The following is a 26,840-nucleotide window of genomic DNA, read 5'->3' as shown; positions in this document are numbered from 1 at the left end:
TGTTTACGAGGCCCGACTCATGCATCTTTCGATCATCGACTGGCTCATCATGCTGGTCTACTTTGTTTTTGTGCTCGGTATCGGCTTTGCACTGAAACGATACATGCGCACCAGCACCGACTTCTTCCTCGCCGGGCGTTCGATCCCGGCCTGGGTCTGCGGACTGGCCTTCATCTCCGCGAACCTCGGTGCGCAGGAAGTAATCGGCATGGGGGCCTCGGGGGCCAAGTACGGCATCATCACCAGCCACTTCTATTGGATCGGCGCCATTCCGGCGATGCTCTTCGTCGGCCTCTTTATGATGCCCTTCTACTACGGCTCGAAGGCCCGTTCCGTTCCTGAATACCTCCGTCTCCGCTATGACGAGAAGACCCGCGCGGTCAACGCGTTCTCCTTCGCCATCATGACGGTCTTCAGCTCAGGCATCTCGATGTACGCGATGGCCCTGCTCATCCAGACGCTGGGCCTGCTGCACGGCATCGTGCCGGACGCCTGGGTCTTCCACGTGTCCATCCTGCTCTCCGCGGTCATCGTGCTGGGCTATATCTTCCTAGGCGGGCTTACCAGCGCGATCTATAACGAGGTGCTACAGTTCTTCCTGATCGTCGCCGGGTTCCTTCCCCTGGTCTGGATCGGTCTGCGCAACGTCGGCGGCTGGCATGGCATTCAGCAGAAGCTGCCCACATCCATGACGCACTCCTGGAAAGGCATGACGCATGCCTCTACCAACTCGCTCGGCGTCGAAGTCGTCGGCCTCGTCATGGGACTGGGCTTCGTGCTCTCCTTCGGATACTGGTGCACGGACTTCCTCGTCATCCAGCGCGCCATGGCCGCCGAGTCACAGGACTCCGCGCGCCGCGTGCCCATCCTGGCCGCCGTACCGAAGATGTTCTTCCCGTTCCTGGTCATCCTGCCAGGCCTGATCGCGGTCAGCGTTACATCGCACTCCACCGCCGTGCAGGCCCCCGCCGCCCTCACCCAACAAGCTACGACTTCGCAGCACGCGGTTCCTTTGGATGAAGAGCACCCTCACGGCATCATCCCGCTCAAGATCGATCCGATCAGCGGTAAGCCCATCCTCGATGCCAGCGGCAACCCGGTCTACAACTACGACCTCGCCATCCCCGTCATGCTGCTGCACTTCTTCCCGACGGGCATTCTCGGTCTCGGTCTCACGGCCCTGCTCGCGAGCTTCATGTCCGGCATGGCCGGCAACGTGACCGCGTTCAATACCGTGTGGACCTACGACATCTACCAGTCGTACATCAAGAAGGACGCCAGCGATGCGCATTACCTCTGGATGGGCCGCATCGCAACCATAGGAGGGATATTGCTCTCCATTGCCGCGGCCTATGCGGTGACCAACTTCAACAACATCATGGACGCGCTGCAGTTGATCTTCTCCCTGGTCAACGCCCCTCTGTTCGCAACCTTTCTGCTGGGCATGTTCTGGAAGCGGACAACCGGTCATGGGGCCTTCACCGGGCTGCTTACCGGCACCGCTGCGGCCCTGGTGCATCACGGCCTCACCATTCCGGCGGACGCCGTCCCCGGCATTCATGGCGGATGGATCCACACGGTCCACACCTACCCCAGCGATATGGCGCAGAACTTCTGGACGGCAATCTTCGCCTTCGGGGTAAACCTGCTGGTGACCATCGTGGTCAGCCTGTTTACGAAGCCACGTCCGGAGCCGGAGCTCGTCGGCCTGGTCTACTCGCTCACCCCGAGAGCCCCGGAGCACCACCTGGCCTGGTACCAGAAGCCCATGACGCTCGCGCTTGGGGTGCTGGCGGTGCTGATTGCGTTGAATCTGGTGTTCGCGTAGAGGTATTGCCTGTTTTCGTCGTCATCCTTAAGGATGACGACGAAACAAACTACGGCAAACAAGCAAACCATCCCGGTTTTGTGGTCGCACCCCAAAACTGATCTAATCAACAAAGCGAAGGAAAGCACACCTTATGGGACTCGACATACGCCTCCCCCTCGGCCTCATCTTCCTGATCATCGGCGGCATCATGGCAGGCTACGGCGTCTTTACACGCGGCAGCGCCATGTACGCCAGCTCCCAGGGGATCAACCTGAATCTGGTCTGGGGTCTGGTCATGCTCGCCTTTGGCCTTATCATGTTTATCGCAGCCCGTAAAAAAAGCTAACAGCATTCGATTCGCCGACTTGGCCCCAGGAGATCGTTCTGCAAAAGAACTCAAATGAACACGTATACATTGCGCCCGCCCGCGTCAACCTGATCGGCGAGCACACCGACTACACCGGCGGCCTCGTGCTGCCGATGGCGATTCCCTTCTCGACCACAGCCACCATCTCACCGAACAGCGACTCGCAGTACCATTTCCATAGCGAGCAGTTCAAAGAGACCCGCGAGATAACGCTGGACGATCGCTCCGAAGCCGCCGGCAACTGGAGCGACTACCCTGTCGGCGTGCTCCGCCAGCTTCAACTGCGCGGTATTACACCGCCGCCCTTCCATCTTGAGATCCACGGCAATGTCCCCTTCGGCGCAGGCCTCAGCTCCTCAGCCTCGGTAGAAGTCGCCTCCGCGATCGCCATACTAGCCCACGCGAACGCCACTCTCCCTCTGGAAGAGATCGCAATGCTCTGCAAGCTCGCGGAGAACGACTACGTCCACTCGCCCTGCGGCATTATGGATCAGTTCGTCATCACCGCCGCCAAAGCTGGCCACGCGCTGTTGCTCGACACGCGCTCGCTCAGCTACGAGCACATCCCGATGAATCACGACGGCCTCGTAAATATGCGGATCGTCGTCTGCAACTCGATGGTCAAGCACTCCATCGCCGATGGAGACTACGGTCTTCGCCGTCGCGAGGTCGAAGCCGGACAAGACGTACTGCGCGCCGCCTTTCCGCAATTGCGTGATCTCGCCGACGCGACTCTCGATCAGCTCGAAGCCTGCGCCGCGAAGATGACACCGGAATCCTATCGCCGCTGCCGCCACATCATCACCGAAAACGCCCGCGTTCGCAAGGCAAAGAACGCGATGGTAGCCGGCGACGCAGCAAACCTGGGCAAGCTGATGATCGCAGCCCATGCCAGCCAGCGCGACGACTTCGAGTGCAGTTGTGAAGAGATCGACTTCCTCGTAGACCAGGCGGTAGCACTTGAAGGCTGCCTGGGCGCTCGCATGACCGGCGGCGGTTTTGGCGGTTGCACCGTCAACCTCGTCAGCCAGGACAAGGCAGACACCTTTGCGCAGGCCCTGGCGGCCGCCTACCTGAAGCGCTTCAATATCAAGGCCGAGACCTACATCTGCGAGGCCGTCGACGGCGCCATGCTTCGTAACAGCACCAAAGCAAAGGAATCGCAAGCATGATCGACCCCATCTTTCGTGAGGCCTCCCACCGCCGCTGGAACCCCTTGAAGCGCGAGTGGGTCGTCGTCTCACCGCATCGCACGCAGCGTCCGTGGCAGGGCCAGACCGAAGAGAAGGCCACCCCGCCCTCGCTGGAATACGACCCCACCTGCTATCTCTGCCCCGGCAACACCCGCGCGGGCGGCCACAAGACGCCTGCTTACACCGGCACCTACGTCTTCGAGAACGACTTCGCAGCCCTGAAGTCTGACGTTCCCGAAACAACCATGGATCTGAACCAGGCCGGGCTGCTGCGTGCCGAGACTGAGCGCGGCATCTGCCGTGTGCTCTGCTTCGATCCGCGCCACGACCTCACACTCGCGACCATGGAGCTTTCCGCCATCCGCCGCGTCGTGGATATGTGGGACGCCCAGGCTGCCGAACTCGGCGCACGGCCCGAGATGCGCTATGTGCAGATCTTCGAGAACCGCGGCTCCATGATGGGCGCCAGCAATCCCCATCCGCACGGCCAGATCTGGGCGACCGAACACATCCCCAACGAGCCCACCCTGGAGCTCGCCGCGCAGCGCGAGTACTTCGAGCAACACCGCGTCTCGCTGTTGACCGCCTATCTCGAACTGGAGATGAACCAGCGCGAGCGGATCATCACCGAGAACGACACCTGGGCAGCGCTCGTTCCATTCTGGGCGGTCTGGCCGTTCGAGCTGCTCGTCCTGCCGAAGCGCCGTGTCGCCACACTCGCGGAGCTGACCGGCCCCGAGCGCGATGGCCTCGCTGCCATCCTGCAGCAGGTAACGCGCGGCTACAACCGCGTCTTCGACACGCCCTTCCCTTACTCGATGGGCCTTCACCCCGCACCCTCCGACGGCCCTGTCAACGGCGAAGCCTATCCGGAGTGGCATCTCCACGCCCACTTCTATCCGCCACTCCTGCGCTCGGCTACCGTACGCAAGTTCATGGTGGGCTTTGAATTGCTGGGGTCGCCGCAACGTGACATCACCCCGGAGTCCGCGGCCGAGACGCTGCGCAACGCCATGCAGGCAACCGCAGAATAAATTGGAAGCTTGAAAGGGGCGGGCTTCAGCCCGTCCGTACAGTCAGCGCAATCAACCCACGGAGAAGCAATGAACCTCTTAGTTACAGGCGGCGCAGGCTACATCGGCGGAACCGTCTCGACCATCCTGATGCAGGCAGGCCACCGCGTTACCGTGCTCGACAACCTCTGCCACAGCAAGCGCGCAGAGCTGCCCGCGGGCGCGGAGTTCGTGGAAGCCGACATCGCCGATCGTCCCCGCGTTGAAGCGCTGCTGCGCGAGCTGAAGCCGGATGGCGTCCTGCACTTCGCCGCCCTGATCGAAGCTGGCGAGTCCATGCAAAAGCCCGAGATCTACTTCCGCAACAACACCGCTTCGACCCTTGCACTGCTCGAAGCCATGCACGCGACCGGCACCAACCGCCTCGTGTTCTCCTCAACCGCCGCCGTCTACGGAGAACCAAAGTCGACGCCCATCGAAGAGACCGCCGCCCTCGCACCGACCAACGCCTACGGCGAGTCCAAGCTGATGGTCGAGCAGATGCTCGGCTGGTTCCATCGCGTTCACGGTCTACGCTATGCCTCGCTACGCTACTTCAACGTCGCAGGCGCACTCCCCGGACGCGGCGAAGCCCACGAGCCCGAGACCCACATCATCCCGCTAATCCTGGACGTCGCCCTCGGCCGCCGCGCCAGCATCAACATCTACGGCGACGACTACCCCACACCCGACGGCACCTGCATCCGCGACTACATCCACGTCCGCGACCTCGCCGACGCCCACATCCTGGCCATCAAGGCACTGAGCGAGCGCGACCGCATGATCCTCAACCTCGGCAACGGCAGCGGCTTCTCGGTCAAGGAAGTCATCGCCTCCGCACGCCGCGTCACAGGCCACGCCATCCCCGCCGAGATCAAGCCCCGCAGAGACGGCGACCCCGCGAGACTGGTCGCAGGCTCCGAGAAAGCCAAGACAGAGCTAGGCTGGCAGCCACAATACCCGGAACTAGATCGCATTCTGGAGAGTGCGTGGGAGTGGCATAAGCAGCGCTACGCCTGAGGAACGGTGTAAAGTCGGATAGCTGCCGAAGTGTCGAAGGAGCGTACGCTTGCAACGATACCTATTCATCGCGATCGGCGGCGCTTTAGGCTCCATCCTGCGCTACTACGTCGGCGCAACGGCTGCCGAGCGCTTCGGTCCCCGTTTTCCCATCGGCACGCTGGTGATTAACATCACGGCGTGCTTTCTCATCGGTCTGTCGATCGAATATCTGAACCGTCACGCCGGGCTCAACCCTGCATGGCGGTATCTTGTACCCATTGGATTCATCGGTGCTTTTTCCACCTTTTCTACCTTTGAATGGGAAGTTTGGACAAGTATCACTACCGGCGCGTTTTGGATCGCGCTCGCTTATGTGGTCATCAGCCTCGTTGTCGGTTTCGTAGCGGTTGCATTCGGAGCCGCAGCGGCCAGGTCGATCTCCTAGCTGCGTTTCATGGAGGTTCCTATATGGAGGTTCCTATGTTGATACCGGGAAAAGCAGTCAAGGTCTCCATCTACCTAACGGACGGCGCCTCCCATCATGGCGAGTCCGTGTGCTCAAGCATTTTGAACTTTCTCTTCCAAAGCAGCGTCTCCGGTGCCACGGCGCTCAAAGGCTTTGCAGGCTTCGGCTCCGATCATCATCTGCACACCTCGACCTCAATCTTTCTAGCTGATCGCCTTCCCGTGAAGATTGAGTTCATCGAAACTCGCGAGAAGGCAGATGAGTTGATGCCAAAGCTCATCGAACTGGCGCGCACCGGCATGATCGAAATGCAGGAAACAACCGTCGTGAAGGCCGCCGGTTAGAGTGATTGACGCCCGCTCAAACGCCCTGCTATCTTCTGGGTAACAGTCATGGCGATGGGGTTCGTCCGACGCTCCGCTCTGCGGCGCTAATAACTCCTACTCATCAGGTAGGAGGTTCTTTGTCCGAAACATCTCGTCACCGTTATCTCTCCGAACAACTTCGTTTACTGCTCGATCTGGCCCGCTGGATCCCGATCTCCGCGATCGTTGGCATTCTCGCCGGCAGCGCTTCGGCCCTACTGCTGGTCTCGCTCAACTTTGCCACAGAGGTGCGTGAGAGCCACAAGTGGATCATCCTCCTTCTGGCGCCTGTGGGCGTTCTCGTCGGACTGATGTACCACTACCTCGGCCGCTCGGTCGAAGCCGGAAACAATCTTCTCCTCGAAGAGATCCACGATCCCAAGTCCGTCATTCCCTTTCGGATGACGCCCCTCATTCTGCTCGGAACCTTTCTCACGCATCTCTTCGGAGGTTCCGCCGGGCGTGAAGGTACCGCGCTACAAACCGGAGCTTCGCTGGCCGATCAGCTCACCCGGCCACTGCGTCTCGCATCTCGCGACCGCCGCATCCTGCTGATGGCGGGCATCAGCGCCGGCTTCGGCTCGGTCTTCGGAACCCCCCTGGCTGGCGCGCTCTTCGGCATCGAAGTACTCGCCATCGGCCGTCTCAGCTATGAAGCGCTCGCACCCTGCATGATCGCCGCCTTCATCGGAGACCTCGTCACCCACGCCTGGGGAGTGCGTCACACGCTCTATCGAGTGACCACCGTTCCGGAGATCAATATCAAAGGCATCCTCGCCGCGATAGCTGCGGGCGTGGCCTTCGGCCTGGTGGGTATGGCCTTCGCCAAAGTTACACATGCCATCGCCCACTTCGTCCGCAGACACATCGCCTTCGCTCCACTGCGGCCTGCCGCCGGCGGCGTGCTCGTCACCGCCGCAGTCTTCGCTCTCGGCACCACAAAGTACATCGGCCTCGGCATCCCCACCATCGTCGCCTCGTTCGATCACAAACTGCCTATCTACGACTGGGCGGCGAAGTTTCTCTTCACCGCCGTAACCCTGGGTAGTGGCTTCAAAGGCGGCGAAGTCACACCACTGTTCTATATCGGCTCTACGCTTGGCAATGCTCTCTCCGGCATATTGCCCTTACCCCCTTCACTTCTTGCAGGCATGGGTTTTGTCGCTGTCTTTGCCGGAGCCGCCAATACTCCCATCGCTTCCACCCTCATGGCCGTTGAGCTCTTCGGCGCGGAGGCTGGAGCCTACGCCGGCATCGCCTGCATCATTAGCTATCTCTTCTCCGGGCACTCCAGCATCTACCAGTCCCAACGCGTCGGCAAAAGCAAGCACCTCAGCATGAACCTCGATGAAGGCATGTCGCTGGCAGTCATTACTAAAATGCGTAATGAGGCGAATGACGAAGACGAGGCGGATCTGCTCGAAAGCATCAACGATTTCGGCTATGTTCAAGGGAGCGATATGGAACATCTCAGTGTCTTACGGCTCTACTTCTCCGCATCTGAAATGCACAGCTCCGGCTCGTGGTGGAAACGGCTCGCGCCGCAAAGCCTCGGCGGTTATCTCCTGCGCCAGGCCAAGGAACACGGCATCGAGCAAGCCTTGCTGCACCGTGTAATCGGCGGCTATCTCAAGAACGAAGATCTCGTTATGGATACCGGCGAGATTCCACCGGCCCGTCTCCCTCAATGCCTCGAACTGGTCGGCGAAGAGGAAGACCTGCAAGCCTTCCTCAAGCACAACCGCGATCGCCTTACGAAGGTGCGCACGGTATTTCTGCGTGGCGAAGAGGCTCGCATCGAAGCTGCCATCGAACGCGGAGAGCTCGAGCAAGCTCTCGATATGGAACATGATGAAGGGTTCAACAAGCCGAACAAAGAAGTGTAGCCGGATTAACTTTTGCCATTCTTTGAGCAAAGCCAAAGAGCAGAAACCTGCTTCTCGATGTGTATCCATAAACGTTTCTGGATACACATCGGACGCGGCGGAGAGCTCAACTCCTTATCTTTTAGCGTCAGAAGACGGAGGGAGCCGGGCCTGAAGCCTTCCACTCCCTCCGATGAAACCGACATGAGCAACCATCCTAGAACCGATACTTCAGGTTCACGCTCCCACTAATCGGAGCTCCTGGAAAGATCTCCAGGTCCGAGTGCCCCGTGTCGTAGTACCGCGTGTTCGTCAAATTATCCAGGTGCGCCGTCACGTCCACATGCCGCTTGCGATAGAAGAACATCGCATCCAGCCGCGTATAGCCGGGCAACTGTACCAGGTTGTCATCCGCCGCAAAGCTGTCGGTGTTGAATACCAACCCGCCGCCCGCGCCGAATCCTCCCTTGAAGCTGTATGTCGTCCACAAGCTGCCGCTATTCACCGGTACATCGTTCGGACGCTTGCCGTTGTACGACACCCCATTGAACGTGGTCGGCGAGTTCAGCAGCACAGCATCGTTCCACGAGTAGCCGCCGTACACCATCCAGTGCGGCGTGATGCTGCCCTGCACCGACCACGTCGCTCCCAGCGTTCGCTGTTCGCCCACCTGGATCAGTTGGTTCGGGTTCGTAGGGCTCACCTGCAGGATGTTCGTCCGATCCAGGTCATAGATCGCAACCGCAGAGGTCAGCTTGTCACCCAACAGGGCGACCTTCGCCCCAACCTCATAGTTGGTCGTCACCTGCGGTGGCAGGTCCGCGCTCGAGGTTGAGAGGCTCAAGCCCTCGCCCGAAGGATCGAACGTCCGGCTGTAGCTGAAGTACACCGTGCTGCTCGATACCGGCTGGAATAACAGTCCCACCCTCGGACTGAAGTCGTTATCTACACGCGACGGGCTCGTCGCACCCGGCAGCCGGTTGTCCACGTTTTGCTTGAAGTTATCGAACCTAACTCCAGCCAATAGCTTCCACTTAGAGGCAAGCTGCATGAGATCCTGCGTATACACCGCTGCCGTCTGAAAGAACCCACGACTGTTGGTCGAAGGCGTCGCCGACAAGGTCGGCGCAAGGCTCGTGTCCGGGTTATACAGGGTCACCGAGGGAGCTGTTCCCGTGAACTGCAGCCTGTCCTGCGTCTGACGTCCATACTCCGCGCCTATCAGCAGCAGATGCTCCATTCCCAGAAACTTACCTGAGCGGTAGGCCTCCGCCTGGTCGAAGACGTTCTGCTGGCTCTGCGTAGCATTCGTCTGTCCACGCGTCAGGATCGGATTATCCGGGCTACCACTCGCATTAGCCTGAGCAAAAGAAAACAGCGTCACAACTCCAGGCTTACTCCGCACGTCCGTGCCAAAGATTCCACTGCTGAGATCCTCATTGAGATAGGTCTCCGACCAGACCACGACATCGCCCGCCTGCCGAAACACATTGTGAACATGCCATCCGTCCACAAACTCATGCTTGACGTCCAACGTCTCGTCCGTCGCGGAAGTGTGACTGAAGTTATGCGGAGCCGTCGTCGGCGTTCCCGTCACATATCCGTAGTTGGTCCCAATCGGCACCACGCCCTGTGGCCCGCTGATGGCCGCGAGACCACGATCCGGCTCACGCTCATCGCGCAGCCGCTCCCACTGGGCATAGACCTGGGTCCTGTCGTTCGGCTGCCAGCGCACCGTAGGAGCCCAGGCATAACGATCAAGGTAGAAGAAGTCTCTCTGACTTCCCGATTTTTCCGCTGCTCCGGTTAGCCGCACGCCCAGCTTATTGTTCAGCCAACTGTCCGCTACATCGCTCTCAAACCGTTTATCCCCATAGCTTCCGCCGAGAAAGCCAATCTGTCCCTGTAGGCCTTCCATCTGCGGCTGCCTCGTGACACGGTTGATCAATCCACCGGATGATCCACGTCCATACAACACAGCCGCCGGCCCCTCCACCACCTCAATCCGGTCGGTGTTCGAGAGGTCACGAAAATAAGGAGCATCGTCCTTGACGCCATCAATATAGGTGTCCGTGCTCGCACTAAAGCCCCGAATCAACACCTGGTCGCGGCGCCCTTCGCCAAGACTCACCGCCTGCACACCGGGAACCCCCATCAATGCATCCTTCAGCGACTCTGCTCCACGATCCTCTATCAACTGGGAAGTGACGGCATAGATTGACTGCGGTGTATCCAGCAAACTCATCGGCACCCGAGTAGCCGTTATCGCTGAGGTCGCCGTGTATCCGACATCTGCCACAACGGTAATGCTCTCCACATTTCCCTTGATCTTCAGGGTCAGCGTCAATCTTGTGGGAGAACTGCTTGCAAGCTCTAGAGGCCGCTCCTGTTGTTCATAACCGGTCTGCACGGCAGAGATCTGATAATGTCCTATCTTCAGCAGCACATGAAACACCCCGGCAGAGTCCGCCGTCACTTCGGTAGGGGCGCCATTTACAGGGCTGAACCTCACCGCTGCTCCCGGCACCATCGCTCCTGAAGCATCCACAACTACACCAGAGAGCTCTACCGGTGCATTCGCGTCTACGGCTCCCGACGATACCGCCTGGTCCTCGGGGACTCCAGCCCAACCCTTTCCCACCACAACGAAACCAAAAAGAATCAACAAACTAGAAACAAAAGCTCTTTTAGCGCAAGAACTCCTACTAAAGGCGGCGGCCATCCTTATTATCCCCTTAAAGCTAATATCGGACTAGAACAGTCGGAATCCGACTGTTCTAGTCCGATATTAGGGGAACCCAATGCCTCACTTGTCACAGTCTTGTCGCCAAGATGTCATGATTTTGTCTTGATAGTCCGAGATCCCTTTGGAGATGAATATCAGCCAGAAAGCCTTACGGATTGGCCGCTGGTTGCGCTGTCGCAGGAGCGTTCGGGGCAACGGGCAGCGTATAAATGACCTCACCTGCCCGAGTGTAATGAAGCTCCTCGCGGGCCTGATGTTCAATCGCACCAGGGTCATTCTGCAGACGGTCTACGTGTCCACGCAAACGATCATTCTCAGCCTGCAGCAACTGCATCTGCTGCTGCAACGACCGAGCCTCCTGCCGTTTATGCAGGAAGACCGTAATTCCGTTGTTGCCGAAGACTACGCCATACGCCATGCCCAGGGCCAGAACACCAACCGCCACGGTAGCCGCCTTGCGCCGCCAACCGTAGACACGTTCGCGCGCGGTCCCAGCGACCGTCACCAAGCGCGAAATGTTTTCGGATTGTCCATTGACTGGCATAACGAGGCCCTTTTATAGCTACTGCATCTTTCAAGTATCACTTATCACAACAAAGAATGCGTCCACAACCAAATAAAGGAACCACACTTGTTACATTTCCCTCATCTGGAGCGGGTGAATCGATAGTTATGAATAGATAGCCATTGCCCTACCCTTTTATTCTTTGGTGCTATTTCTAGTGATGCCGTTGCTTTCCAGATTATCGTCTCAACGCTCTCGAACGAAACGTGGGGCGAAGAACCCGTTTTCTATGGATGCGTTTTCAAGTGCCAGACATTCAGAGGGTTTGGAAGAATAAAACGAGACCCGCCCTGTAAAGGGGAGATCCCTGGAACGCCTCTTTTCGGAAACGAACACCGGCGCCCCCCATCGCCTTCAGGCTTTGCTATCCTTAGCAAGGCCCATGCATGTCCTTTTTGCCATCTCGATTCTGGCGCTGATTGCTCTTTTGTGGGCCACCATATCAATCGCACAGCACATTCGCCGGACAGGTCTCCGCCGGCGCCCCGGACGCATCGTAGACGATACGCCCTCAGCCATACTAGGCCACACCACTAAGCGCCATGACGAAGACTAACGATGCAAACCGTACCTGCCCAACCCGCCTTCCCCTCGTCTTCCGGCTTTCTTCCATCGCAATACAGGAAAAGTCGCTACGATAGACCTCAACATCAGTAAGGACAGAATGACCTCCGCATCAACTGAAATTCACGACATCAGCATCGCCCATAGCCCTGACTCCGACGACGCGTTCATGTTTTACGGACTCGCCACCAGCAAAGTGCGCGTTCCGGGCTATCGCTTCAACCACACGCTCACGGACATCGAAACGCTCAACCGCAAGGCTATGAACGAGCAGTTCTACGATGTTACGGCCATCAGCTTTCACGCCTATCCGTACCTTCAGGAGCACTACACCCTGATGGCCTGCGGCGGCTCCGTCGGCGAGAACTATGGTCCGATGATCGTTGCCCCCAAGGCCTACACCCTGGACGAAGTGAAGAAGCTCCGCATCGCCGTCCCCGGCACTCTCACCACGGCTTATCTCACCCTGAAGCTCTTTGCTCCGGAGATCGAGACTGTTACGGTCGACTTCGACAAGATCATTCCCGCCGTGGTGGCGGGCGAGTTCGACGCCGGGCTCATCATCCACGAAGGCCAACTCACTTACACGCGCGACGGACTGAAGAAAATCCTCGACCTCGGCGTCTGGTGGCGCGAGCAAACCGGCCTGCCGTTGCCGTTGGGAGGCAATGCCATCCGCCGCTCCCTGGGCACAGAGGTGCAGGTCATCACGACAAACGCGTTGCGCGAGAGCATTCAACACGCGCTCGACCACCGCGAAGCGGCGTTGGAATACGCAATGCAGTTCGCCCGCGACCTTGACCCAACGTTAGCCAACCGCTTCGTCGGTATGTACGTAAACGAGCGCACCCTGAACTACGGCGAAGACGGCCGCGAAGCCATTCGCAAAATCCTCGACATGGGCTACGAACGCGGCATCATCCCACACAAGGCCAACGTAGACTTCGTAGGCTAACGCCACAAGGTTCCAGCTATGAGTTGCAGGTCTCGTGACTCGCAACTCGTAGCTGGAACCTCAAAGCAAATACCTCCTCCAAAACGCTGGCGGACACCACGCTTCTCCACAACCAAAAACGCAAGACATCGTGTCAAATCGTGCTATACTTATCTTCGTGCGGTGATGTTCTCCCGCGCATTCCTTAGCGAGCCAAAATGTTCGCTCTTCACTCTCCCGAGTGAGATTCAAGGCTTGGACGCGTAGCTCAGCTGGTAGAGCATTCGACTCTTAATCGACTGGTCGTAGGTTCGATCCCTACCGCGTCCACCAATTTCTTCCTTAGACATCAATCAACTTACGCAACATGCTGAGAGGCATCCGGGCACCCTCCAGCATTCACGTTGTCGTTCGTTATTATGGGCTGTTCAACTACAGTCCGCCGGGAGAAAAACGAAAGCCCCGCCATGCGCGTAAGCGCATTCGCGGGGCTTTTGTTGCAGGAAAGAGGATCGGCCTAAACGTCGGCTTCGAGCTTTTGGAGAGCAGCAACGGCATCTCCCTTGAATCCGTCGAAGTCAACCACCAACTTCTTCTCGGCGGCGATGACATCGACATAGTTACTCGAAGTCGTAACCTCGGCAATAAAGGCCTTAAACGCCACCAGGACAGCTTCATCATCTGAGATATTGAGCGCATCGGCCTTTGCTGCAGTAGTGATGGCGGCGACCAGGTTTTCGGCTGAGGTGATTGCAGAACCTGAGTCCTTCACGGCCGCCACAACCAGAGCATCCACATCCTCGATAATAAGAACCGTCTCCGGGAGCAATATTTCGGCGTCCTTCTCGACGTCGTTCGTAACGGTGACAACCTTCTTGATCCAGTCGGGGACGATTGCCAACTCCTTACCAACCCATGTCAGTCCCTTTACCACTTCCGAAAAAATGTTCATGAATGCCCTCTCTTATACAGTTGGGGCCGAATCGGCCACGTTGATGGTCCCACCCTGCTTGTTGTTGAGGGCGTTGCGAATCTGGTTAGTCAGCATGTTGATACCGGCGCCGGTAACGCCGGCGGCTGAAGTCGTCAGTTCCGCATAATGGAATCTGCAGCCTACGAAGATGGCGACTATCCCAAAAACGACCATGGCGAGGCCTATAAATTGATTTTGAGTGGACTGCTTAGCTTCAATCTGGTCGCTCAAACTGCCTCCTTTGAAGCCTGAATAAATTGCGCCACTGTCCAGGAGTTGCGCTTGCTGAAAGCCGGATTGTTCCTGTCGCGATAGCACTCCTGCGCCATTCGCACAAAGTTCGGCGGGATGGAGTTGGCCGCGGCATTGAAGGCGGGATAGTCATGCAGCCCGGTAGCTGGCCTTTCCGTTGTCACAGGTTCTCCAATCCCCAGCCCATAGGCCATGTCAGCAATGCCGACCTGTGCGCACTGGGGAAATAAGTCGAAAGCCGGATATAGGACGTGCAGCGGCTCATCCAGAGCCTGCACTGAGGTACGTGTGAGTGCATCGATATCGAACTGGAGAAGATGCAGGCCGGTGAGCGACTTATAAAACTGAGCATCGCGGTCACCCGGCATAGCCTTGACCCGTTGCCACTCATCCGCGATCTGGTCGGAGGTCGCAGGTGTGCCGTCTGGCATGTACCAGAGGAGTTGCTGTGAGTCGTGCAGATTGGCTACGAGATGGCCCTGACCGGTGGTCGCATTCGGTGGATCATCCGAGTCCAGGTACAGGAAGTTTTCGTTGCCCTCCCAGACTGGAATCTGTATGCATTCTGCGTCGATGTAGGTCACGGCTGCACTCCGTGTGTAAACAACCAGACGATGCCGGTAATGATTCCGCCGATCACTGTGGCGCACGTCCCAATGATCCCCACTGCGATCCCAACTCCGCGCCAGCCGTCCATCCAGGACTTCGCCTCAGTCTGCGAACTTCGGATCGCCCGGATGTCGTTTCCGATGTTGTTTACATCGGCGCGCATATCCCGCACTTCGGCACCAAGCAGGACTACGTCGCCACTCATCTGCTTCAGGTCTTTTTCTAGCCGTGGAACCATCCCGCTTGATCCATCACCGCTTCCGACAAGAGACACGATCACCCCCTTCAGGAGCTTTAGTTCCCCGTCGATCTCCCACACCTTGTCCGCATTCTGCTGCACGGCATCGTGCAGGTTGTGGCGCTGCGCATCCTGAGCGACGAGGTTCGCCACCAGGGCTGCATTCCCCTCCACCACGCCTTTGCATATGGCTGTACTCAACGCGTTCAAATCAAAGCTTGGCGCCATCCGTGTTCCTTTCTTTGCGCAATAGAAAAGGCCCCAAAGAGCCTTCTCTCTGCACTCGCCTCAAAGTCTCTTACAACCATTGCTGGATGAAGTTCGCCACTGCCGGTGCGTACACGTTCTGGAAATTGAAGTCATTCGGGTGAATGAAGTCCGTGCGCGTGTAGGCCGTATTTGTGAAGAGTGAGTTACCGCCCACGTTGAAGAGATCCAGATAAGGGATCGCATAGGACTGAGCGAAGGCCTTCTCCGCAGCCGCCACGGCCTGCTGTGCCGCGAGCGTCGGTGCGTCGCCTCGATATGTGTTACCGATCATGACAATTCGCAGAGTAGGCTTTGCGGTGAGATAGGCCTCCACGACCCATCTCATGTTTCCCCAGAGAGTTCCTGCTGTAGTAGGATCGCTCGGAGCCCCTACGGCATAGGTGCTGTCGTTCTCACCCAACTCGATAATCAGCAGTTCCGTGGTGGCGAGATTCTGAGCGAGAGTGTTTCCGAGCGTGGAAATCTGCGGAGCGCGGCCTGTCAGATTGAATGCAAAATTCGTCTGGTCGATGATCGGGTAAGTGGTGCTATAGGTCGACAGCGCCGCTCCCGGTGTGACCGTGCCGTAGCACTCAAGGGCCTGCGTCCATTGTCGACCTCCTCGCGAATCCTGAAACGTAAGATTCGCGCCGGTGCGAGCGAGAACGATATTCTGCCATTCATTGTTGAACCAGGCGGAGAAGCTGTCGCCCAACACGCCGATGTTCTTGCCGTTGCCCGTCGAGTAGGTCGCCGCCGTGGGAGTTGGAGTCGATCGCCCAAACGGAATGTAAGGCGAAGGCACAGTCGTTCCAGCCGTAAACATCTGCACGGCAGGTCCACCCTCAGAGCTCGCTAAGACTCCCGTGAAGAGGAAATACACCGCTTTTGCGGGTGCCGTGAAGTTTTCCCCGTCTGTCTCTGGAGTGGCAAATGTGCTGATTACGTTCTTGGCTGCATCCAGCCACGCGCCTCCAAAACTCGAATTTGATGCTCCTCCCGTTCCCTTTGCCATTGTGTATGTTTGGCCGCCGACAACGGGCATATTCCCAGAGACATACAGCGTCGTCTGGGTTGGATCGATGGCGTTGGTAAGGGTATTGTAGGCACCCACCGTGATGCGGTTCAGGTCGAAAAGGTTGATAACGAGAGGTTGCCCCGCTGCCACAGCAGCCTGAGCCTGAGCCACTGTCATAAGGTCTTTGCTGTCGATGATGTTTGTCGCGTAGGTTCCGAACGCGATCGCCGGAGAGGGAAGCACAGTGCCCGCAATTACCATGACCAGCCCGACCGCGGCGGCCAAAACCGAAGTCTGCCAGGTGAGCCTGACATAAGCGGCTGTTGCCGGGACAGAAAACGTTGTCGTTGTTGGGGACAATCCGCTGATGAAAGTAAGATTGCCATCGTAAAATGCTACGCCAGCGTTTCCGTTGTTAGCGAGGGGAAGGCTTGACGTCATCGAACCACCCGCGTTCGCCACAATGAAACCGGTTGCGGTGAAATTCGCCAAAGTGTTGATCGTTCCATCGACATGGCTCACAAATGAATTTGCGACCGCGTTCGCAGGATTGTAGAAATTTTGGAGGGTCGGCTCATTGACGCGCAGAGACGCCAGTTGTGCCATCGACGCCACGCCGTTCGCGCCAGAAGCTCCAGTTGCGCCAGTGGGGCCCTGTGCTCCGGTCGGCCCGACGGGGCCTTGCGGAATCTCGAAGTTGAACACGGCCGCACTCTGAGTGCCGGAATTACTCACGCTCGCGGCGCTGCCTGGTGCTCCTGTGCCCACAGTCCCGATCGCCACAGTCGCCGGCGTTCCCATTGGCCCTTGAGGGGCGGTCAGTGTCAGGTTGTAGTTTCCGATCAGCACGCCGTTCGCCGACTTTGCGGTGTAGGAATACACGCCTGCCACGATCCAGAACCCGAACCGACCTTGCGAATCAGTGGTGATCGGGTTCAGAATCGGCTCTGTCAGTGCCCCATCTGCGAACAAGGTCGCGAGGGTAAGCGGAGGCGTTCCGTATTCATAGACTGTGACCTGGGCATAGGGCATCGTGTACATGGGAGCTGCTGCACCCAAGGGAACATTCTGTGCTGCGGTTGTGATATTGCCGTCGTATCGAATGCCTGACATAGGTCCTCTTTCGTGCAATAGAAAAGCCCTCCGAAGAGGGCCTGATTGAATTTGTTTTTTGCGGTCGATCAAATCACTGCTGTACGGTAACCGTTTCCATCTCCCTGGCGCGATCGGCATAAATAAAGATGTTCGAGTACACTATCACCATCATGAAACGCTTCTGCGATGTGCGACTCTGTTCCTTTTGCTGTGCGTTTAGCTACTAGCCTTAGCAGCTAAGCAGGGTGCCGCTCCCAGATGTGATCTATAGCGCCAAGACTTCCTATATCGTGAGCCAAACAGACACACAGAAACCTTGGATGTGCCCGATGCACAGTTATCAAAATGGAGCACTACTCATCGCGACTGACAAAACAAAGGCCTATTGGATTGTGACTTTTACTCATGCCTCCTAATTGACCGCTGGGACCACCATAGGATTTACTCAGGTAGTAATAACTGTGCCCAGATCAGATGAAGCCGGGTTTCAGACAACCCTGAGGTATAGAAGCAAGTTATTCGGAAATTCTTCCATCAAAGCTTGCGTCGAGGGCTTCAAGAGCCGCGTTGAAGAAAAGCATTGATTAACTTTCTGCCTCATAGGGGTTCGTGCTTACCCTACTTACCGTTGTTCGTGAAAACGTTCGAGTTGTACCAAAATGGATTAGCCGGAAAATTACTAAAAAACTTTGCCGCTCCTGGAGCAAATGCCCCAGACCCAGGATTCGCGATGTAGTAAGAGATCGGCTGTGTCGACATTAGCGCTGCGACCTCCGAAGAGCACAGTCAAACAGAGCCCTGAATAGAGCGCGCAGCATTGCGTACTTACGAATCGCGACGGCGGTGCGCTTACCGAACTTCAAATAGAGAACGCACACCACACGCCCGGCGCGAGACCGAATGAAATCGGTGAAGATCCAATGACGGACAGAGATCGTGCGCGGATCATCCCGGCCACTATAGAGCTCAGCACGATCCATCAACTCCAAGCTCCCCCATTGCCGAATCCAGCCGATGCGACTTCTCCACCGCTCTTTATCCCCTGCTGCAACAGGCTCATCCATGGATTCTGGATCTGACCCGCATTATTGAGTGCCTGATTAGAAATTCCCTGCTCGCCCATCTCCGCATTCACATTCGTTCCATACAAACTACTAAGGCCGCTCAGGCCCTCCTGCTGCTGTTTCTGCTCGAGATTTGCATCCTGAAGATCAGTGCCGATGGCATTTTCGGAGTTCTGACGCTGGGCAGACTGGCTGGACGCATCTAACGCGGCAGTCGTGCCACCGGCATTGCGTGTGCGTGCCGCCTCAAGTCCTGCTTGGCCAGTAACCCCAGCATTCGAGCCTCCGAGGGACTGCTGAGAATCAGTGTTCATCTTCGCGAGGGTTGTTGGTCCAAAACCTTGCGGATTGAACGCCTCGGCCGTGAGCGCGGGCGCGAGTGAACTATAAAGCCCGCTAGCTTGGCCGCCATACGTTGTGGCTGCATTTTGTGCATACCCGCTGTTCGCGAGGTCCTGTTGTTTGACTCCCGAAGATCCCATATCACTTTACCTTTCTGTGCCAATGCGCCCAGCCGTTTCCGCTGACCCATCCGAATGCTCGACTGAGACGCGATCCAAACCGTTTTGCGAGGTCTGGCTGAATAAAAGCCAGGCCACGAGTAAATCCCTTTGCCTTTATTTCGAGTTCAACTGCGTCATGCAGTTCTGCGAGTGCCTGAAGCCTCCAGCGTGGCGTCGACCATGAAGAATCGGCTAGCAGTGTCGTGCATGCCATCGCCACAGCTCCGGCGAACATCACCACACGGTCGGCGTCGTCTACGAATACATAAGCCGCTATCAACTCTTCCATCTTTGGGAACTCCCATTCGAAGCCACGCAACTCATAAATCTCTTTCAGCCTGGCGACATCGCTCTCTGCTGCTTTACGAACTTTCATCCGCGCGTCGGTGCCTTTCCGGTGCTTGATCGATAAGGCAACGAACCGAAGCCCTGTGCCGTCTGGGTAGCACTTCCAGTCCCACTCCCCATACCTTGTTGCATCGGAGGTCCTACCGTACCGCCGCTGCCTACAACAATCCCAGATCCGCCGCCGTGATACACCGGCTCGCTCGGAGCCGAGCTTCCATACGCGCTATAGGCCCTGAAATGTAGCGGCCCCGCTCCTAAATTGCCTCGCCAGTTGCGTGATGGCCCCAGATGAACGGTGTGCGCATTCTGGAAGTTCGGCGTATCCGAGTATTCGAGCAAATAGCTCGCCCCCCGATTGAATTCCGAGTGGTCGGTAATCTGTGCGTCGAACACACCGTTCTTCTCGACAACATTCAGTCCGGAGATCTTCGGTGGCGGCGGCGTTACGCTCGTAGGATCGGCGTTGACCTGCCGCGCAATGTTATTGTGTGCATTTACGATGTCCAAAAGAGCCTCGTGCAGTTTTGGATCAATCGACCGTATGTAGGCCATATTGCGAGGGTTGAGATTTGCCACCTAAAATGCTCCTCGGACAGGTATCAGCGCATCAGCACGAACGCTGAAGATCATCTTGTTCATGCTCCAGAATGAAGGCCCTCCGGGCGCCACCGGCTGTCCTTCGATGCGAAAGAAGCAGCGTGTAGCCAGCACGTTTAGACCGCATTCGACATCGAACATACTCGAGCTTTGCAGCGGCAGCCAGGGCGTCGGAGCCCACCTGTTAGCCAAGCTCTCTGCGAGCGGTACAAGCCTTATCTGCCCTAGACCGCTTGCGCTCAGGGAGACGAAGGCGAAGAGCTTGCGGTGCATTCCTATCTGAAGCTGGCGTTCGTTGTCTGTGCCGGTAAAGGCATAGGTGGTATACGTCGCCTGAAAGGAACCAGTATCGTCGTCGATGCCATGCTGGTCGTTCAAAAGCTTGTAAACACCAGCGCCAGTAAAGCACATCTGATTCGTCCCATCCGGCAACGTCAGCAAGCCCCCGAATGTCGCGGGCCCCGTCCATGTCGTCCACTTGCGGACGACATCGGTAGAGAGGACGCGCCCGGAATAGCTGACCTTGATAGGTCCGCTGCCGTCGATCGCCGCCGCCGTGTTGAGCTCGCGATAGTCAAGAACATAGGTCGCGGGTGATGAGGAGGCTAAGGACACCAGGATGTAGATCCTACGCGTTACAGGATCATTCACCACGACCGTGTTCTGAGGTGCTGCGATCGCGTCCCAGAGTGTCTGTATTTCCTGCGAAATCTTGAAGACTTCGCCGCCTTCATAGGCGCGCAAACCCGTATCGGAAGCCCACACAAACCAATCTTCGCCCGAGCTATCGCCCCATACCGAGGTGGCGCCGCAGAGAGTAGCGATTTGCGCGACATTCCATGAGGAAGGCTCTGAACCAGAGGAGTCCTGCGTTTCATAGAGCGATCCGTTCGGCCCCGTCGTCAACATGCAAAGGTTGTCGCGATGCTTCTGGAAGGTACGGACTGGGTTCGCATCAGAATCAGGCCCGAGAATTCCCGTCACGCCGTCGATGCCCTCGGGATTGTTCACATAGGAGACGCGTGCATATGGAATGTAGAGATTGTCCGTATAGTCGATCTCCATCTCGTCAATGACGATTACCTGACCAGCCTGGAGGTTGATACCGAAGACCTGAAGCTCTGTATCGGGCGTGATCTGCGCTGGCGTCATCGCGGAGAAATCAGCCTGAACGAAACCAGTACCAGCCTGAATGATGAAAGAGGCGGTGGCGATGATGCCGCCTGAGTTGACCAGAAAGGCTCCCAGGTTCCCCGCCGTTATTGGTGAACTCAGCCAGCAGCGAAAGGTGTATTGCGTGGAAGGCTGCAGGATGGCTGCAAAGAAAGAGTCTTGATAGGCCGATTGGGAGATGAGCCCGCGTTGGTTGCTGGTGCCGTCGCCGGTAATCTGCCAAGCCCCTCCGGCATCCGATGGAGATTGTACGAGCGCACCTCCTCCTCCGGATCCAACAGTCCAACCCAGCGGGTTTGCCGGCGTCGACGCTTGATACCCACCATCAAAACCCATATTGAGCAGGTTCGGGATCTTGTTACGCTCTCCCCACCAGATCATCCGATCGGCATAGGAGAAGACACCCAGGCATGGACCAAGCACGACTTGAGCAAACAGATTGTTCCCCGGTATGTCGATAGCCGTGGCTGCAAAAAGCGCATTGTCGCTGAAGTCGAGCGTTATCTCGGTCGTCGTGTTGTCTGGGATTAGCGTCGAGGTCGACGTCACCTGACCATTCAGAGAGGCTGGCACAGGAAGGTAAAAGTAGTTTCCACCCGATGCTCCGGTAAAGCCCAGGATCCTCGCTACAGTGTTAGATGGCCCTATAGGAATGTTCGTGACGTTGAGATACTGCCCACCATTCGCGATGAATTGAATTGAGGGCGAAGGCTTTGTTATGCCACCCTGACGCGTCTGAAACATTACAACCATCTGATGGGTGCCGGGCGATGCCTGTCCGAACGGAGTTACAGTTCCTACCGCCGTAGTGGCTCCATTAGGGCCCTGTTGCGCGTAGTAGAACTGAGTCGGGCTCACCACCTGGCTCACATAAAACACGCCCTCCCAGATGAACCCCACGGTCCCATTCGTCCATATCCCATCTGGATAATTCAGCGAGATATAGAACGACTCGAGCGTGGGGCACGACTGAACCTGGAAATAGCTTGGCGTTGTAGTGTTGTCAGGGATGGGCCATGAAACGCTCACCGATGCGCTGGTGGTGGTTCCATCGATAACATCAGGATCGTTAGCCGTTATTGGCGTCTGCTCGTAGGTTAGCTGGTCAGGCGAGGGAACCGTCAGGATCGTAAAGTTTCCATTGAAACTGAACGCTGTCCCGCTCGTTGATGTAGCGACCCCTAAAACCTGAATCACTGCTCCGGGGCCAAGATTGTGGTTATTCACCGTCCGAAGCGTCGTTAGACCTGTCGCCCATTGCGCCGCAGACAAGCCTCCAGGTACTGGTGCAGGCTCTACTCCGTTGATCGAGCAGAACGTGCCAGGGACCATCCCATTAGGGCCGCTGGTTGTGACAAGAGCCTGTCCTGGATTCGTCTCGTTGTTGATGACGATGCTAGAAACAATGCCTACAGTTCCCGAACCAGACAGGGTGTAATAGACCGTGATCTGGTAGACCTGAGTGATAAACAGTCTGACATTGTCTGGCTGGCTGACCGCAACCGAGAATCCGAAGCTTGGATCGTTGATAACCGCAGGCGTTATTTTATCGGGTGTTAGACCCCACGTATCTGCCGATGATCCATAGGATTGCTGTGTGTTTACGTTTGTAAACTCGGTGCTCTCTGGCTTCGCGGAACCAAGGATGCCGGCGGAGTTCCAGAGAGATACCTGCGAAAGTATGCCTGCCGTGGGGCTCTGCGAGATCAAACCCATTCCGACTACAACCCCGAGGATAGTCGCAGTGTTTGGGATGGCCATTCCGAATCCGGAGAAAATAAGATCACCCAGCGCCGTAGTCGTCGGCTCGCTGATTGTTTCGTAAGTTCCGCCGCCACCCTGCTGCCAGTCGTTCTGTGCGAAAAATGTGCTAGCCTGACCCGTCTGGTTCACCGTGGTCGCATTGGAATCTGGGACGTTTGAAATCTGCGCCTGATAGCCGACCTTCAGATTGTGTGGCGCAGCAGTAGTGCACAGAACCTGATTGTTGTTTCGCACGAGTGTATTACTGCTCGCTGCCATAGATACGCCAGGGTGCTGGAGATTGGCTATTGCCGGAGGTGCGCCGGGACCATCCTGCGTCACGCGGTCGAAGAAGGTCCCATCGAACTGCCGAGGGATGTCCTGCCCTAGATTGCCGTCAGAGATCGCAAAGTATTCGCGCCCGAAAGCAGTCACTGATTTGACCTTATTGCCCGGGATCGTATTCCCGAAAGTCGTGTATGTGCTGCCGTCAATAGTTCTGAATCCCCCGTCCTGCCCAAGCAGAATCGTCACAGGCTTCTGCGTCGGAGGAACATAAGTCTTAGCATAGATAGGAGCCGACGGCGGCATAAGCAACGCCGCTTTGCGCGAAGGCCTTGTAAACACGCTGCCGGGCAGGTAGGCTACATCGACATTTGCCGGCGATACCCCCTCCGGAAGCTCAGACGGAACAAGCTCCGTATCGAGCGAACCAAACAGGTCGAGTGACACATCTACAGATCCAGCGGCATTATCCATGAGTTTCTCCTCCTAGTAGTTACTGGCGCTGCCGCGCACTCGTCCATACGGTTTACGCCTGCGCGAAAGCCGTTGCTTGACCCGCGCAATACGAATCGTCATCTTCTGCACAGCGTCATCGCCCTTACTCATCAGATCGGCTGCAGCGGTCGATCCGCGAGCTGCGGCAAACTCTCCAGCGATATAGAAGCCCATCGCTCGCTGACAGCGCAGAATCCCGAGCTGAGCCTTTGGATCGTTTGGGATATCGGGCAGATAGGCGTAATACCGCAGCAAGAGATCGTTCAACTGCGTCGCGCCCGTAAAGTACAGGCTGTCATCTTCCCAGTCCCACCAGCGCAGTCGCTGCCCTTGCACAATACGTGGCAACCCATCTGTCGACTGTTTCATGGGGATAAAGTTCCCAATCATCCCGGTCTGCCGCTCATGCAGCCGCATTGGCTCCATCAGGTCCTGTGGCAATATTGGCGAAGACCACAGCAGTGCGCCATCATTGCTGCCTATATAACTCACACTGACCTGCACGGCAGGGTCAAGCGCAGAAGCAATAGGAACCTGCTGCAGAATCACCTCGCGCTCTAACCTTGGCGCTCCGGCCTCCGCAAGCTCGTCTTGTAGCTTGTGCCAGGCGGAGTTCACATATTCCAGCGTGTAAGGCTGCGACAGAGCAAGCAGGTTTCCATCCAACGTCTGCGCAGCATCGTTGGTATAAACACGCGCCAGACGCAGCACATGGTCCAGCGTGGGATAGGGCGAACGCGGCGGCAGTTCGACGAGTGGCATAGTCTTTCTCTCCTGTAGCTATGAGCGGCCGATGCAAGATGAAAATCTGGTAATCATGCGCAGACGCATAACGACAGACAGCCCTGCACCTGCGCCGGAAGATATACTGCTGAGGTCTTGTAATTGCCACGCTACGGACGGAACAAGGAAGCATGAACAACTGGGATCAATGGATCAGGCAGTCGTTGCTGCCAACGGCCACTGTCATTCTTATTTACGAGATCATCAAGGGCATCATTCGAGGCCTGGGCCGCAGTCGTTCCGATACAAAGCAGCGCGAAGATCAGTTCAACGGCTCATCCAATCAACTCAACACCAGCCAGATTGACGCTCGCATCGATGCTCGTATGAACTCCATACTCGAGGCCAAAATAGATGCTCGCATCAGCTTTCTACTCGGCTCTCCGGTACCTGGCCAGATAGGCGCCTCTGCGGCGGAATACAAGACCGCCTTCACCATCATCCTGAAAGAGCGCGGCAAAAACATCATTGGCACCATCAAAGTGGTACGAGAGGTTACCGGCTTCGGTCTAAAAGACGCCAAAGACCTCGTAGAGGGCACACCCAGAACCGTGAAGACGAACCTCTCAAGAGAAGAGGCTGCGGTGATCGCTAAAAAATTCGAGGGCATTGCAGCTATCGAAATTCAGTGAACATCGCTAACGTTAGCGCGCCTCATTGGTACTCGGTCCATCCATAGAGATTGGTTCTGGGCGTTCCGCTGCTGGGGAATGCTGCAGGGGCCAGAGATTTCAAGATGATCGGTGGACCTTGAAACCTCTGCTCGTTATCGTCCACGCTTGGTTGCGGTGTATTGAAGTAGTTGGAAACTTTGCCGGGAGCCGATTCATACCCGAGCAAATGGCATCTTCTGGCTGTTAGCCCTCAGTAGAGAAAGCTAGAACTCGCTTCAACTGAGAGCTAACAACCTGACAACTCCTCACCTTGCCACAGTGGTAGATCGTTGAGCCATAATCGGATACTCCATCGGCCAAAGCTCACGGCACTTAACTAAGTCGAACGGAGCCTTGCACTGTGGGCAGCGCGGCAACGTCGGCTTCACGAAGGCTCCGCAGCCGTGGCACTCACGCATCTCAACAGGCTCAGCATTGATCCAGTCGCGATGTTGCTTCAAATAATGCGCCGCCTTACGATGCATCGCCTGGATCTGCGCAAGACCACTATCTCCCTGCAAGGCAAGTGCATCGCCAGCAGCCAGCACCTCGCGCATCTTGGCTGTAAGCTTCTCACGCGCCGCAGACAACTCCTCCCGCGTAGGCTTTTTATCGGCGGCGAGAAATACTCCCCAGGCACTCAGGTCAGCTCCATCACGATGGCCGACATTCAAGATAGCCTTCGCAACGTCAGCACCTGTCTCATAGGTCCACCCCAGCGAGCCTTCACCACGGTCGAACTCATCGAAAAACTCTCCCGGAACGATAAGTGGCTTCGAGTAAGCCTCACCTGGCTCACAAGCCGGCACACGAAAGGTGCCCAGCGATCCCAGCCCACGCGTATGCTTCATCTCATAGATATTGAAGATGTACAGTGGCGGATTGCGTTTCAACGCATCCGGGATAGGTTGACGCGCCCGCTTATTCAGCCCGCCGACAGCGGAGGCTACTTCGTTTGCTGTAATCATGCATCTCCTTTGAGTTCTCGCAGCGGGAACGGACAAAGCGTCTTCCCTGTTCCCTGTCTACTGTTTCCTGCTTGCTGATATCTGGTGCCCACCGCGTCTTCCCAGCTCTGGCCTTCTACGCAGCAGGTCTTCATGCGAAATATTAATCCGCATATCATCCGGACGCTTATCCGTCGAGTGTCCCCCAAAGCCTGAAAACGCCGCACCACGCATCGCTGCGGTCTGCACATCATCAACGGCATCGGAGATCTTCTGTCGCTGCTGCAGCTTACGATCTTCCTCACGCTGCCTCAGGGCTAGTTGCTTCTCTGCTGCGCTGTACAACTTGCCTCGTTCAATTAATTGGGCAATTAGCTCCATCGCTTGAGCGTTGCAAGGCACCCCCTCACCCAACGCAAAGGAAAAGTTGTAGTAACCATAAGCTGGATAGGGCCCAAGGACGCTCTTACCACTCTCTACATCGAAGTTCTTGATCTCCCATTCAGCCCGCGACATCCCGCCGGTATCATCCTCAACAGAGAGCCACTTCTCGAGCACCCACTCCTCGCCAAGATTCGGATACTCCGGAACCTGTTCCTCATAGCTCCAGATAAGTTTTTGCGGAGCCCAAACCGCGCGATAGATATTTTCGCCAAAAGGGTTCTGGCCAAACCGGCGAAGAACGCGTTCAGCAGTATCGTTCCTGGGGCCAACATAGTCATTGCGAATAAGCATGAAGGATCTCGGTTCTCCGGTGTAGGGATTCTCGTTTTTTGCCGTTGCTCTTGCTTTTCTTTCTGTCATTCCCACAGGGAATCTGCTTTTGCTTTTCTGCTTGTCTTTCCGAGCCCGCGAGCGAAGCGAAGGGCGAGGAGCCTGCTTCCTC

25 protein-coding genes and 1 tRNA gene are annotated in these 26,840 nt (G+C 56.9%); 11 read left to right on the top strand and 15 right to left on the bottom strand.

Features of this window, described 5'->3' with window-relative positions:
• Positions 1 to 19: 19 nt before the first annotated feature.
• The 8 genes from HDF15_RS14130 (at position 20) to HDF15_RS14095 (ending at position 8,141) form a co-directional block, all read left to right on the top strand.
• Positions 20 to 1,828, top strand: a complete 1,809-nt coding sequence (locus HDF15_RS14130) for a sodium:solute symporter family protein (RefSeq protein ID WP_184256582.1) — start codon at positions 20 to 22, stop codon at positions 1,826 to 1,828.
• Between the two features lie 133 nt (positions 1,829 to 1,961).
• Complete coding sequence (locus HDF15_RS14125) at positions 1,962 to 2,156, top strand: hypothetical protein (RefSeq protein WP_014266132.1); 195 nt, start codon at positions 1,962 to 1,964, stop codon at positions 2,154 to 2,156.
• A 32-nt stretch (positions 2,157 to 2,188) separates the two neighbouring features.
• Entirely contained in the window at positions 2,189 to 3,349 is a 1,161-nt protein-coding gene (gene galK / locus HDF15_RS14120; RefSeq protein ID WP_184256664.1) for a galactokinase, read from the top strand.
• Entirely contained in the window at positions 3,346 to 4,404 is a 1,059-nt protein-coding gene (locus HDF15_RS14115; RefSeq protein ID WP_184256580.1) for a UDP-glucose--hexose-1-phosphate uridylyltransferase, read from the top strand. Before galK ends, HDF15_RS14115 begins: the two co-directional genes overlap by 4 nt.
• Before the next feature lie 69 nt (positions 4,405 to 4,473).
• Positions 4,474 to 5,442 (top strand): UDP-glucose 4-epimerase GalE, encoded by a 969-nt coding sequence (gene galE, locus HDF15_RS14110; RefSeq protein ID WP_184256578.1) that lies wholly within the window; start codon positions 4,474 to 4,476, stop codon positions 5,440 to 5,442.
• Positions 5,443 to 5,491: 49 nt separating this feature from the next.
• The gene (gene crcB, locus HDF15_RS14105) at positions 5,492 to 5,869 is read left to right on the top strand and encodes a fluoride efflux transporter CrcB (protein WP_184256576.1); all 378 of its coding nucleotides are present in this window, start codon (positions 5,492 to 5,494) and stop codon (positions 5,867 to 5,869) included.
• A gap of 35 nt (positions 5,870 to 5,904) precedes the next feature.
• Entirely contained in the window at positions 5,905 to 6,234 is a 330-nt protein-coding gene (locus HDF15_RS14100; RefSeq protein ID WP_184256574.1) for a DUF190 domain-containing protein, read from the top strand.
• A gap of 119 nt (positions 6,235 to 6,353) precedes the next feature.
• Entirely contained in the window at positions 6,354 to 8,141 is a 1,788-nt protein-coding gene (locus HDF15_RS14095) for a voltage-gated chloride channel family protein (RefSeq protein ID WP_260331084.1), read from the top strand.
• A 196-nt stretch (positions 8,142 to 8,337) separates the two neighbouring features.
• Here the strand turns inward: HDF15_RS14095 and HDF15_RS14090 are convergent, their stop codons facing one another.
• Positions 8,338 to 10,788, bottom strand: coding sequence for a TonB-dependent siderophore receptor (locus HDF15_RS14090; protein ID WP_260331083.1), 2,451 nt, complete (start codon positions 10,786 to 10,788; stop codon positions 8,338 to 8,340).
• A gap of 226 nt (positions 10,789 to 11,014) precedes the next feature.
• Positions 11,015 to 11,410: a septum formation initiator family protein gene (locus tag HDF15_RS14085; protein ID WP_184256570.1), complete on the bottom strand. Its 396-nt coding sequence runs from the start codon at positions 11,408 to 11,410 to the stop codon at positions 11,015 to 11,017.
• A gap of 685 nt (positions 11,411 to 12,095) precedes the next feature.
• Between HDF15_RS14085 and HDF15_RS14080 the strand changes: the two genes are divergently transcribed.
• Both HDF15_RS14080 and HDF15_RS14075 read left to right on the top strand, forming a co-directional pair.
• The gene (locus HDF15_RS14080; RefSeq protein ID WP_044178743.1) at positions 12,096 to 12,950 is read left to right on the top strand and encodes a menaquinone biosynthesis family protein; all 855 of its coding nucleotides are present in this window, start codon (positions 12,096 to 12,098) and stop codon (positions 12,948 to 12,950) included.
• Positions 12,951 to 13,186: 236 nt separating this feature from the next.
• Positions 13,187 to 13,262: transfer RNA gene (locus HDF15_RS14075), tRNA-Lys, on the top strand.
• A gap of 184 nt (positions 13,263 to 13,446) precedes the next feature.
• Here HDF15_RS14075 and HDF15_RS14070 read toward each other — a convergent pair.
• The 11 genes from HDF15_RS14070 to HDF15_RS14020 form a co-directional block, all read right to left on the bottom strand.
• Complete coding sequence (locus HDF15_RS14070; protein WP_184256568.1) at positions 13,447 to 13,881, bottom strand: hypothetical protein; 435 nt, start codon at positions 13,879 to 13,881, stop codon at positions 13,447 to 13,449.
• Positions 13,882 to 13,893: 12 nt separating this feature from the next.
• On the bottom strand, positions 13,894 to 14,133 hold the full coding sequence (locus HDF15_RS14065; protein ID WP_184256566.1) for a hypothetical protein: 240 nt from the start codon (positions 14,131 to 14,133) through the stop codon (positions 13,894 to 13,896).
• Complete coding sequence (locus HDF15_RS14060; RefSeq protein WP_184256564.1) at positions 14,130 to 14,738, bottom strand: hypothetical protein; 609 nt, start codon at positions 14,736 to 14,738, stop codon at positions 14,130 to 14,132. The genes HDF15_RS14065 and HDF15_RS14060 overlap by 4 nt, the downstream gene beginning before the upstream one ends.
• Positions 14,735 to 15,229: a hypothetical protein gene (locus HDF15_RS14055; protein ID WP_184256562.1), complete on the bottom strand. Its 495-nt coding sequence runs from the start codon at positions 15,227 to 15,229 to the stop codon at positions 14,735 to 14,737. Before HDF15_RS14055 ends, HDF15_RS14060 begins: the two co-directional genes overlap by 4 nt.
• 70 nt (positions 15,230 to 15,299) lie before the next feature.
• Positions 15,300 to 17,381: a GDSL-type esterase/lipase family protein gene (locus HDF15_RS14050; protein ID WP_184256560.1), complete on the bottom strand. Its 2,082-nt coding sequence runs from the start codon at positions 17,379 to 17,381 to the stop codon at positions 15,300 to 15,302.
• A gap of 740 nt (positions 17,382 to 18,121) precedes the next feature.
• Complete coding sequence (locus tag HDF15_RS14045) at positions 18,122 to 18,343, bottom strand: hypothetical protein (RefSeq protein ID WP_184256558.1); 222 nt, start codon at positions 18,341 to 18,343, stop codon at positions 18,122 to 18,124.
• Positions 18,343 to 18,909, bottom strand: a complete 567-nt coding sequence (locus HDF15_RS14040; RefSeq protein WP_184256556.1) for a hypothetical protein — start codon at positions 18,907 to 18,909, stop codon at positions 18,343 to 18,345. The genes HDF15_RS14045 and HDF15_RS14040 overlap by 1 nt, the downstream gene beginning before the upstream one ends.
• Position 18,910: 1 nt before the next feature.
• Complete coding sequence (locus HDF15_RS14035; protein WP_184256554.1) at positions 18,911 to 19,306, bottom strand: hypothetical protein; 396 nt, start codon at positions 19,304 to 19,306, stop codon at positions 18,911 to 18,913.
• A complete protein-coding gene (locus HDF15_RS14030; protein ID WP_184256552.1) occupies positions 19,303 to 19,854 on the bottom strand; it encodes a hypothetical protein in 552 nt (183 codons plus the stop codon). The genes HDF15_RS14035 and HDF15_RS14030 overlap by 4 nt, the downstream gene beginning before the upstream one ends.
• Complete coding sequence (locus tag HDF15_RS14025; protein ID WP_184256550.1) at positions 19,855 to 23,550, bottom strand: hypothetical protein; 3,696 nt, start codon at positions 23,548 to 23,550, stop codon at positions 19,855 to 19,857.
• 12 nt (positions 23,551 to 23,562) lie between these two features.
• A complete protein-coding gene (locus HDF15_RS14020; protein ID WP_184256548.1) occupies positions 23,563 to 24,333 on the bottom strand; it encodes a hypothetical protein in 771 nt (256 codons plus the stop codon).
• Positions 24,334 to 24,485: 152 nt separating this feature from the next.
• On the opposite strand from HDF15_RS14020, the gene HDF15_RS25925 reads away from it, so the two are divergent.
• The gene (locus HDF15_RS25925) at positions 24,486 to 24,986 is read left to right on the top strand and encodes a 50S ribosomal protein L7/L12 (RefSeq protein ID WP_260331080.1); all 501 of its coding nucleotides are present in this window, start codon (positions 24,486 to 24,488) and stop codon (positions 24,984 to 24,986) included.
• 287 nt (positions 24,987 to 25,273) lie between these two features.
• Here HDF15_RS25925 and HDF15_RS14010 read toward each other — a convergent pair whose 3' ends face one another.
• Both HDF15_RS14010 and HDF15_RS14005 read right to left on the bottom strand, forming a co-directional pair.
• On the bottom strand, positions 25,274 to 25,975 hold the full coding sequence (locus tag HDF15_RS14010) for a hypothetical protein (protein WP_184256546.1): 702 nt from the start codon (positions 25,973 to 25,975) through the stop codon (positions 25,274 to 25,276).
• A 57-nt stretch (positions 25,976 to 26,032) separates the two neighbouring features.
• Positions 26,033 to 26,764, bottom strand: a complete 732-nt coding sequence (locus HDF15_RS14005) for a hypothetical protein (protein WP_184256545.1) — start codon at positions 26,762 to 26,764, stop codon at positions 26,033 to 26,035.
• Between the last annotated feature and the right edge of the window lie 76 nt (positions 26,765 to 26,840).

This window comes from Granulicella mallensis (assembly GCF_014203225.1).
GTDB lineage: Bacteria > Acidobacteriota > Terriglobia > Terriglobales > Acidobacteriaceae > Granulicella > Granulicella mallensis_A.
This window is presented reverse-complemented; position numbering and strand designations above follow the sequence as displayed.

Coding starts and splice junctions, on each gene's coding strand:
- HDF15_RS14130 (WP_184256582.1), top strand. CDS start 20: ATGCATCTTTCGATCATCGACTGGCTCATCATGCTGGTCTACTTTGTT.
- HDF15_RS14125 (WP_014266132.1), top strand. CDS start 1,962: ATGGGACTCGACATACGCCTCCCCCTCGGCCTCATCTTCCTGATCATC.
- HDF15_RS14115 (WP_184256580.1), top strand. CDS start 3,346: ATGATCGACCCCATCTTTCGTGAGGCCTCCCACCGCCGCTGGAACCCC.
- galE (WP_184256578.1), top strand. CDS start 4,474: ATGAACCTCTTAGTTACAGGCGGCGCAGGCTACATCGGCGGAACCGTC.
- HDF15_RS14100 (WP_184256574.1), top strand. CDS start 5,905: ATGTTGATACCGGGAAAAGCAGTCAAGGTCTCCATCTACCTAACGGAC.
- HDF15_RS14085 (WP_184256570.1), bottom strand. CDS start 11,410: ATGCCAGTCAATGGACAATCCGAAAACATTTCGCGCTTGGTGACGGTC.
- HDF15_RS14080 (WP_044178743.1), top strand. CDS start 12,096: ATGACCTCCGCATCAACTGAAATTCACGACATCAGCATCGCCCATAGC.
- HDF15_RS14070 (WP_184256568.1), bottom strand. CDS start 13,881: ATGAACATTTTTTCGGAAGTGGTAAAGGGACTGACATGGGTTGGTAAG.
- HDF15_RS14055 (WP_184256562.1), bottom strand. CDS start 15,229: ATGGCGCCAAGCTTTGATTTGAACGCGTTGAGTACAGCCATATGCAAA.
- HDF15_RS14050 (WP_184256560.1), bottom strand. CDS start 17,381: ATGTCAGGCATTCGATACGACGGCAATATCACAACCGCAGCACAGAAT.
- HDF15_RS14045 (WP_184256558.1), bottom strand. CDS start 18,343: ATGGATCGTGCTGAGCTCTATAGTGGCCGGGATGATCCGCGCACGATC.
- HDF15_RS14040 (WP_184256556.1), bottom strand. CDS start 18,909: ATGGGATCTTCGGGAGTCAAACAACAGGACCTCGCGAACAGCGGGTAT.
- HDF15_RS14035 (WP_184256554.1), bottom strand. CDS start 19,306: ATGAAAGTTCGTAAAGCAGCAGAGAGCGATGTCGCCAGGCTGAAAGAG.
- HDF15_RS14025 (WP_184256550.1), bottom strand. CDS start 23,550: ATGGATAATGCCGCTGGATCTGTAGATGTGTCACTCGACCTGTTTGGT.
- HDF15_RS14020 (WP_184256548.1), bottom strand. CDS start 24,333: ATGCCACTCGTCGAACTGCCGCCGCGTTCGCCCTATCCCACGCTGGAC.
- HDF15_RS25925 (WP_260331080.1), top strand. CDS start 24,486: ATGAACAACTGGGATCAATGGATCAGGCAGTCGTTGCTGCCAACGGCC.
- HDF15_RS14010 (WP_184256546.1), bottom strand. CDS start 25,975: ATGATTACAGCAAACGAAGTAGCCTCCGCTGTCGGCGGGCTGAATAAG.